Origin of the sequence: Streptomyces sp. cg35 (assembly GCF_050410835.1) — a bacterium.
Taxonomy (GTDB): domain Bacteria; phylum Actinomycetota; class Actinomycetes; order Streptomycetales; family Streptomycetaceae; genus Streptomyces.
Genome location: NZ_CP191268.1, coordinates 8,742,224 through 8,749,820, shown reverse-complemented (window position 1 = coordinate 8,749,820; position 7,597 = coordinate 8,742,224). Strand labels below are relative to the sequence as shown.

Annotated in this window: 7 protein-coding genes and 1 tRNA gene; 4 read left to right on the top strand and 4 right to left on the bottom strand. The window is 69.4% G+C overall.

Annotated elements, in window-relative coordinates; translation table 11 throughout:
* Positions 1-155: 155 nt before the first annotated feature.
* Positions 156-917 carry a polysaccharide deacetylase family protein gene (locus ACQUQD_RS40310; protein WP_428957202.1) on the top strand — a complete coding sequence of 254 codons (762 nt, stop codon included), beginning with the start codon at positions 156-158 and terminating at the stop codon, positions 915-917.
* A 60-nt stretch (positions 918-977) separates the two neighbouring features.
* Positions 978-1,343, top strand: a complete 366-nt coding sequence (locus ACQUQD_RS40305; protein WP_428957201.1) for a VOC family protein — start codon at positions 978-980, stop codon at positions 1,341-1,343.
* A 92-nt stretch (positions 1,344-1,435) separates the two neighbouring features.
* Here the strand turns inward: ACQUQD_RS40305 and ACQUQD_RS40300 are convergent, their stop codons facing one another.
* On the bottom strand, positions 1,436-2,170 hold the full coding sequence (locus tag ACQUQD_RS40300) for a D-Ala-D-Ala carboxypeptidase family metallohydrolase (protein WP_428957200.1): 735 nt from the start codon (positions 2,168-2,170) through the stop codon (positions 1,436-1,438).
* Positions 2,171-2,450: 280 nt separating this feature from the next.
* On the opposite strand from ACQUQD_RS40300, the gene ACQUQD_RS40295 reads away from it, so the two are divergent.
* Entirely contained in the window at positions 2,451-2,975 is a 525-nt protein-coding gene (locus ACQUQD_RS40295) for a cupin domain-containing protein (RefSeq protein ID WP_428957775.1), read from the top strand.
* Positions 2,976-3,128: 153 nt separating this feature from the next.
* Positions 3,129-3,204: transfer RNA gene (locus ACQUQD_RS40290), tRNA-Trp, on the top strand.
* A gap of 42 nt (positions 3,205-3,246) precedes the next feature.
* Here the strand turns inward: ACQUQD_RS40290 and ACQUQD_RS40285 are convergent.
* The 3 genes from ACQUQD_RS40285 to ACQUQD_RS40275 form a co-directional block, all read right to left on the bottom strand.
* On the bottom strand, positions 3,247-4,383 hold the full coding sequence (locus ACQUQD_RS40285; RefSeq protein WP_428957199.1) for a cobalamin B12-binding domain-containing protein: 1,137 nt from the start codon (positions 4,381-4,383) through the stop codon (positions 3,247-3,249).
* 5 nt (positions 4,384-4,388) lie between these two features.
* Entirely contained in the window at positions 4,389-6,044 is a 1,656-nt protein-coding gene (locus ACQUQD_RS40280) for a PP2C family protein-serine/threonine phosphatase (protein WP_428957198.1), read from the bottom strand.
* A 604-nt stretch (positions 6,045-6,648) separates the two neighbouring features.
* Positions 6,649-7,563 (bottom strand): glycoside hydrolase family 3 C-terminal domain-containing protein, encoded by a 915-nt coding sequence (locus ACQUQD_RS40275; protein WP_428957197.1) that lies wholly within the window; start codon positions 7,561-7,563, stop codon positions 6,649-6,651.
* Between the last annotated feature and the right edge of the window lie 34 nt (positions 7,564-7,597).

The window sequence follows — 7,597 nt, the reverse complement described above, 5'->3', positions numbered from 1 at the left end:
GGTGGCCTGCCGGAATCGGCGTGCGTTGTCCGCGATCTTTCCCGGAATTGTCCGTGATCGGTAACGGACGCATCCCCTGGCCTGTGCGGCTCGTCATCCCTGGTGGTCGCAAGGTGACCGGGGATCGGCAAGGAACTGCGCGCAAAGGGGCGGACATGGCACTGCACAGCGGTGGGCGGGGCTGGTACGGCAAAGTGGTCGGGGCCGCGCTCGGGGTGACGCTGCTGACCACGGGTGCCTCGATGTGGACCGCGCAGGCCGGCCCCGTGGACTCGCCCGAGGCGAACGCCCCGGCCGCGCCGCACGCCAAGCCGGTGGCGACGACCATCGCCCATGCCTCACAGGCCGGGAAGCACGGCGTCAACATCACCATCGACGACGGCCCCGACCCGGTGTGGACCCCCCAAGTGCTCGACGTGCTGAAGAAGTACGGGGTGAAGGCCACGTTCTGCATGGTCGGGACGCAGGCCGAGGCCCACCCGGACCTCGTGAAGAAGGTGGTCGCGGCCGGACACCGGCTGTGCGACCACTCGGTGTCGCACAACACCGCCATGGACAAAGCCGCCACCACATACCAGTCGCAGCAGATCCTCGACGCGGAACGCATGATCACCAAGGCGTCCGGGGGCGTACGCCCCCTGTACTACCGGGCACCCGGTGGGGCCTTCACTCCCTACAGCCGCAAGCTCGCAGCCTCCCGGGGCATGCGCCCTCTCGGCTGGAACGTGGACACCAAGGACTTCGAGCGTCCGGGGACGGACGCCATCGTCGCCACCGTCGAGCGCGAACTGCCCAACGGACCGACACTCCTCTTCCACGACGCCGGCGGAGACCGTGGCCAGACCGTCGAAGCCCTGGACCAGCTCCTCCCTCAGCTCAAGGAGCAGGGTTACTCCTTCGGCTTCCCGGTGCGCTGAGCCCCAGAAGGCGTGGCCGAGGCCGGACTGCCGAGAGCGATCAGTGCTTGCATGGTGCGCATGGCAGACAACGAGGGAGCCCCCGCCCGCTTCAAGGACTTGGCGCTCGATGCCGTCGATCACCAGGCACTGGCCGACTGGTGGTGCGCGGCGATCGGATACGTGCGCAGTGCGACGACTGACGGGAGCACGCGTCCGGTCGACTGGCCGGTCCCGATCGTGGACCCGACGGGGAGCGGGCCGCTCATCTGGATCAATCCGGTACCGGAGAAGAAGACGACCAAGAACCGCATGCACCTCGACGTGTACGGGGACCCCGACCGGCTCGTGTCCATGGGCGCGACCGTGGTCCGAGTACGTGACGAAGGGATCGCGTGGCATGTGATGGCCGACCCGGAAGGGAACGAGTTCTGCGTCTTCGTCTGATCCAGCCGGAAACCGGCCGGCCGCGCCCCGGTTCAGGATCCCCGGCGCCTGCGGGAATCCTGAACCGGGGCACGCGCCCGACAGGCCTTCGGTCAGATACCGCAGGAGGACGCCGACCAGAAGCGCGAGCTCTGGCTGCCGAGGTGGGCGTGCGTGCTGTGACCGGGGTAGCCGGGCCCGAGGATCTCGTTGAAGCCGTGATTGCGGGCCTGCTTGACGATCTCGCAGTACGACGGTGCGCCGACGAGGTCGATGCCGCGGCCGGAGAGATGGTTACTGGTCGCCGCGCCGCCGACCGCGTTGTTGCAGGCGTAGGAGCGGAAGCCGCTGCTGGTGGTCAGCGGGCGGTCGCCGAGGGCGTGCCGCAGAGCCTCCAGCTTCCACATCTGCTGCAGCGCGTTCGCCTTCGCGGCGGCCGCGGACACGGCGCCGCCGGACCAGTCGGAGTTGCAGCGGTTCATCTCGGCATAGGTGAAGTGCACCGGGGTGCAGTCACCGTCCTGAAGGGCGTAGAGCTTGCTGAACGTCTGCGCACCCGCGACGCCGTCCGCCGACAGGCCGTACGCCTGCTGGAAACGGCTGACCGCGGCCTTGGTGGCCGGTCCGAACTGTCCGTCCACCGCGATGACTCCGCCGTAGCCGGGGTATCCGGCCACCCGGATCTGCAGTTGCCGGACGTCCTCGCCGCTGGCGCCCTGGCTGAGGGTCCGGTTCCAGGTGTAGCAGTCGTCGGCGTGGGCGGCGCCTGTGGTGGCCACGACGCCGAGCATCGAAGCTGAGGCGAGCATGACAAGCGCGAGAAGGGTGCGAAGGTGCCGTCTGAGCACAGTGCCTCCCAAGGGGAAGGATGCGGAAAGAAGCAAGGAACCCCGACACTGCCCGGCACGGGCTACGCGCGTCAATAGGGCCCGTGCATGGGCGACTTGACGCGACGACGGAGCCGTGACCGGGCCCTGCCGCTCTCTCTCCTGCGCGTTCGTTCGGCACCGCCGGTCCTAGGTCCCGAGCCCCGGCCGGAGGACTGTCCCTGATCATGCTCGCGCCCGATGCCGGGCCCCGTGGGCGAAGGACACGATGCAGGCAGACCTCAACGACAAGGAGCGCACGATGTCGTACCCGGAGCACCTGCAGTACCCCGCGCCCCGCTACCACGGAGACAGGGGCGTCGTGAACGCGTCCTTCCGTCCCGCCGACACCCCGGCGGACCTCACCTCGCCCGACGGCGGCGCCACCCATTACCTCGCCACGCACGAGTCGACCGGCGGGGAGTTCGGGCTGTACAAGGTGGATCTGGCAGCGCGGTCCGCCGGCGCCCGGACCCACTTCCACAAGGCGATGTCGGAGTCCTTCTACGTCCTCTCCGGCGAACTGGAGCTCTTCAACGGCGAGAAGTGGGTGACGGGCCGCGCCGGTGACTTCCTGTACGTTCCGGTCGGCGGTCTGCACGCCTTCAAGAACGTGACGGACGAGCCCCTGTCGATGCTCATGCTCTTCTCCCCCGGCGCCCCGCGCGAGGAGTACTTCGAAAGAGTCGCCGAGATGTCACGGCGCGGCAGCGAGGAACTCAAGGAATTCCGCGTGCGACACGACAGCTACTTCGAGGAGGACTTCGGACCAGGGGCAGTCCGGTGAACGACACGGCAGGCCGGACCGCCCGCGCCGACGCGGAACCGCGGAACCATCGCGGCTACACCGTCCCGCCGGTCACGCCGACGTCGGCGCACGTCCACGGGCGATATTCCGTGGCCGAAGAGCTGGTGAACATGCCAAGCTGACGCCCGTCGAAGGGGTGTAGCTCAGAGGCCAGAGCGCCGGTCTCCAAAACCGGATGCCGCAGGTTCGACTCCTGCCACCCCTGCCACTCCGTACCCGGCAGATTCCGCCCCCGCTTCCCTGGTGAACGTCATCCCGGTGACGCCGTCGGCTGGGCGGGCGGTGGGTAGACGAGGCGGTTGCGGGCCGCGGTGAGAATGCCGACCACCCGGGGGAAATCCTTGAGCTGGCTCAGCAGCGAGTTCAGGGCAGGGAGCAGGCACCGCGGCGGGACGTCGCGGGCGGCCAGGATGTCCGCGGCCCACGTGATGAAACGCGCGAACAGGTCGGGGTCGTCGACGTAGAGGGCGGTGGCGAGGTAGCTGACGATGTACTCGATGTCCTCGACGGTGCGCTCCAGCTGGTACTCGTTGTACCGGCCCATGTCGGGAAATCCGGTCGCGACGTCGGCGAGGGTCTGCTTGACCAACTGCCGTTTGGACCGCCGGACCATGGTGTATTCCTGGTCGGCGAGGTGCGGCAGGTCCACATCGGGCAGGCGGGCCGTGCGCGCACCCGGTCGCGTCGGGTTCCGGGCGAGGAGGGTGGCCGCTCCGGGTGCGTCCCTGGCCCACTCGGCCTGCATCAGCCGGGCATGGCGGCCCTGCGGACCGAATGCGGCTCCTCCGGCAAGTACCCGGATACCGGCGCCCTGGCACGAGATGATCGCGTTGTGCGCGTCGGGCAGATGTGTCGGGATGGACGAGGACAGCAGCACCGCCTGTGCCCGGGTGCGGTCCGCGTGGACGACCAAGTGCTCGGTGGGGACCTGCGCGCCGAGATAGTCGACACGCCAGCCCCGCAGCCGCAGTACCTCGCTGACCAGGCGTGCGGGCAGCGCGTGCCACTCGCCGTCGACACACGCCACGAGAACCCTTCCCACGAAGCTGCCGGTGAGGGCGGGCGCGGTGGCATCGACAATGGCTGCGATGCACCGCTCGCTGATCGCGGTGGCAACGTGTTCCTGTGCCACCGTGAGGTCGTTGGCCGCCCAGGCCATGCCGACCCGTTCCTGGGCGGGTGCGATCAGTTCGAGCAGGATCCGCTCGCCGACGGCGGACAGCTGTTCAGCGGGCGGACGGTCCACGGCGTTCGGCTGCCGGGGATCCGCTGTGGCGAGCGCGCGTCGCACGATGGCGACGGCGCGGGTCTCGTCCCCGTCGCCGAGTGCCTCCCACAGTTGGTCACGCGGCTCGGTGAGGGAGTCGGTGTCGTTGGCAGCGGTCACGCCGTTCACCTTCCCAGGGTTCGCTCGTGCTCCGTCGTCGGACGGTTGTCGAGATCGCGGGGAGCGCTGATCGCGAGGACGGCCATGTCGTCGCGTCGACCCTCGCCCACCCACTGGGTCATGGTCATCTGTACGTGTTCGGTGACTGCCTCGGCCGGCATCCCGGCGCAGTGGGACAGCACGGTGCGCAGCCTGTCCTCGCTGAACATCACGTCGCCCAGCGGCCCGCCGCGGGCTTCGGTGATCCCGTCGGAGTACAGCAGGCAGGACTCGCCCGGTTGCAGGGCGACTTCGGCGGTCTTGAACTCGAGGTCGGCGAACGCGCCGATCAGTGTGCCGCTGGTCGGGGTCTCTTCGACACGGCCGGTGGTGCGCACGATGAGCGGGGCGGGATGGCCCGCCGTCGAGATGCGCAGCCGTACGCGTGCGCCCTGGCGTACCGCGGACACCAGGGCCAGTGTCACGAAGGGTGTCTGATGCCAGGCGAGCAGAGCGCTGTTGAGGAGGGTGAGCAAGCGGGTGTGGTCGGCGGCGAGTGGCACCAGGGCCTGGAGTGCGTTGCGGATCCGGCCGGCTATGACCCCGGCTTCCAGTCCTTTGCCGCAGACGTCCCCCAGTACCGCGAGGGTCTCGGCTTCCGGTGTGTCGGCGGGGTACAGGTCGTAGAAGTCGCCGCCGACGCGTTCACCGGCCACCGAGGCGCGGTAGCGGCCGGAGAAGGAGATGCCGTGGACCCGGCCGAGGGCGGGCGGCAGCAGGTCGCGCATCAGGAGTTCCGTGATGCGCGCCTGGCGGGAGTGGCTGCGGGCGACGGAGAGGGCGGCGCCTGCGCGTGCAGCGAAGTGCTGGGCGAAGGATTCCTCGGCGGGGGTGAACGCCGCTTCCTGGCGCCGACTCAGCAGGATGAGGCATCCGACCGGCTCGCCGTGTCCCGGCAACGGCACCACGATGACCGAGCCGATGTCGGAGGGGTCGCCCACGAAGCTGTCGGGCATCGCCCAGGGCGGCACCTGGTGGGGATCGATCCAGCTGGAGGACACCGCGGGAAACCCCAGCAACGCCTCTGCCAGACCCGGCAGTTGCCCCGGGTCCACGGCGATACGCTCCTGCACCACCGGCCCGCCGGTGGTGCACCGCGTCACAGGGAAGCTGTGTCCGTCGCCCATGGCGACGATGACCGCCGCACTCGCCAGATGGCGCGCCGCTCGCTGCACGGTCACCGCCATGCAGCGTTCGACGTTCAGCGAGGCGAGCAGTTCTGAGGAGAGTTCCTGCAGCAGTGCGGCTCTGGCCCGCTCACGCGCGAGCTCCTGTGCGGCGCCCGCCGAAAGGCTTTCACGGATCAGCCACCAGGTCACCGCACCGTCCGCGCCCGGTCCGGCGAGCGCCTTCACGCGGTGCCGGCCGATCCAGCCGCCCGCCCAGGTCGGCAGTTGCTCCCGCGCGCCGCTGACACGCTGCAGGTGTGCCTCGACCAGCCATGCGGGGGCGATCTCTCCGAAGGCGACACCGACACCGACTCGTGCCAGTAGAACGCGGGCCTGCTCGTTATGTGACAGCACGACGCCGGCCGCGTCCACTGTGACCACCGGATACGGGTCACAGGGCTGCGCTGCAGCTTCTACACCACAAGAGCTTTTCTGCTCCGGCAAGGAGACCATTGATCTGGAACCCGCTGACGCGGATCTCCACCACCCATCCACTCGAAGGCAGGTACCCCAACGTTACCGACGGCATATGACTACCGCCCGTACTTCGCAATACCCCGGACATCCTCACCCCGAGTACTGAACAATCCGCCCAGCACAACACCACCGGCGCCCACCTCGAGTTCCCCACCACCCCCGCACGCCCCAGCAGGGCCCCGCTCCGCCGTCCTTCTCCACGGAGTCCGCGGATCTCGCGCCCGTACCCTGCGGCAACGGCCGACACCGGGCGAGGACTTCGGTGCGGGCGATGTGTTCGAAACTGCCGCGATCGACGGTGCAGTGGTACTGCCCCCGTCGGGGATCCGGCCCGGTGCTTTCCAGCCGGGCCGGCACAACTCCGGCCGCAGTACGGCCGTTCGGACTTGCAGTATGAACATGCCAACGTCATGAGCCGGCACCGCTGCGGGAGGACCTCGCAGTCTGTCAGAACGCGCCGGATCTGTTGGGCCTTTGCCGGGCCGTCATCACGCCGGCCCGGAACGCGACGTCGCGGTCGCATTCCGGGCCGGTCGGGTGAGGGGCCTGGATCCCGGCCCTCGTCGTACGAGAGCCGGGGTCACCCCTTCCCGGTCAGCGGCAGGTTCCGGGAAGAGTTGCCCACCTCCACCCGCCAGGCGCCATGCGGGCTCTTCCATCCGTGCGTCGACGTGTCCCACATGCGCAGCCGGTCCGCCGGCACCGTCATGGTGACCCGTCGCGACCGGCCGGGCTGCAGCGCGACCTTCGCGAACGCCTTGAGCTGGCGGGTCGGTTCGCCGGATCCCTCGGGGAATCCGACGTAGAGCTGGGCGACGTCGGAGGCGGTGCGGGCGCCGGTGTTCTTGACGGTCGCCGTGACGCGCAGGCCGCCGTGTCCGTCGCCGTCGTGTGCGATCCGCAGGTCGCTGTAGGCGAAGGAGGAGTAGCTCAGGCCGTGGCCGAAGGGGAACTCGGGCTGCTTGCCGTCGGCGTCGTAGCCGCGGTGGCCGACGTCGAGCTTTTCGCTGTAGCGGTACGTCGTGGAGTCCTTGTCCGGGTCGACGACGCCGGGGTACTGGTCGTGGTCGGCCGTGGGCAGCTGGGACATGCTCGTGGGCCAGGTCTGCGGCAGGCGTCCCGACGGGTCCACGTCACCGAACAGTACGGAGGCGAGCGCCGCTCCGTTCTCCTGGCCGCCGTACCAGGATTCGACGATGCTGCGTACGGAGTGCAGCCATGGCATGAGCACGGGGCCGCCGGTGTTGAGGACGACGACCGTGTTCGGGTTGGCCCGTGCCACCGCGGCGACGAGGTCGTCCTGGGCGCCGGGGAGGGTGAGGTTCTGCCGGTCGGCGTCCTCGCCCTCGTTGTCGTTGACCACGACGACGGCGGTGTCGGCCTTCTTGGCCGCTTCGACGGACTTCTGGACGGCTTCCGTGTCGGGCTGCTGCCATCCGAGCGAGAGCCGGCGCGGTGACGGCGGGGCGGGGTCGTGCTGCCCCCTGTCCCGCATCGGGGCCTTCCGGTCCCTTGGCGCTCTGGTAGTT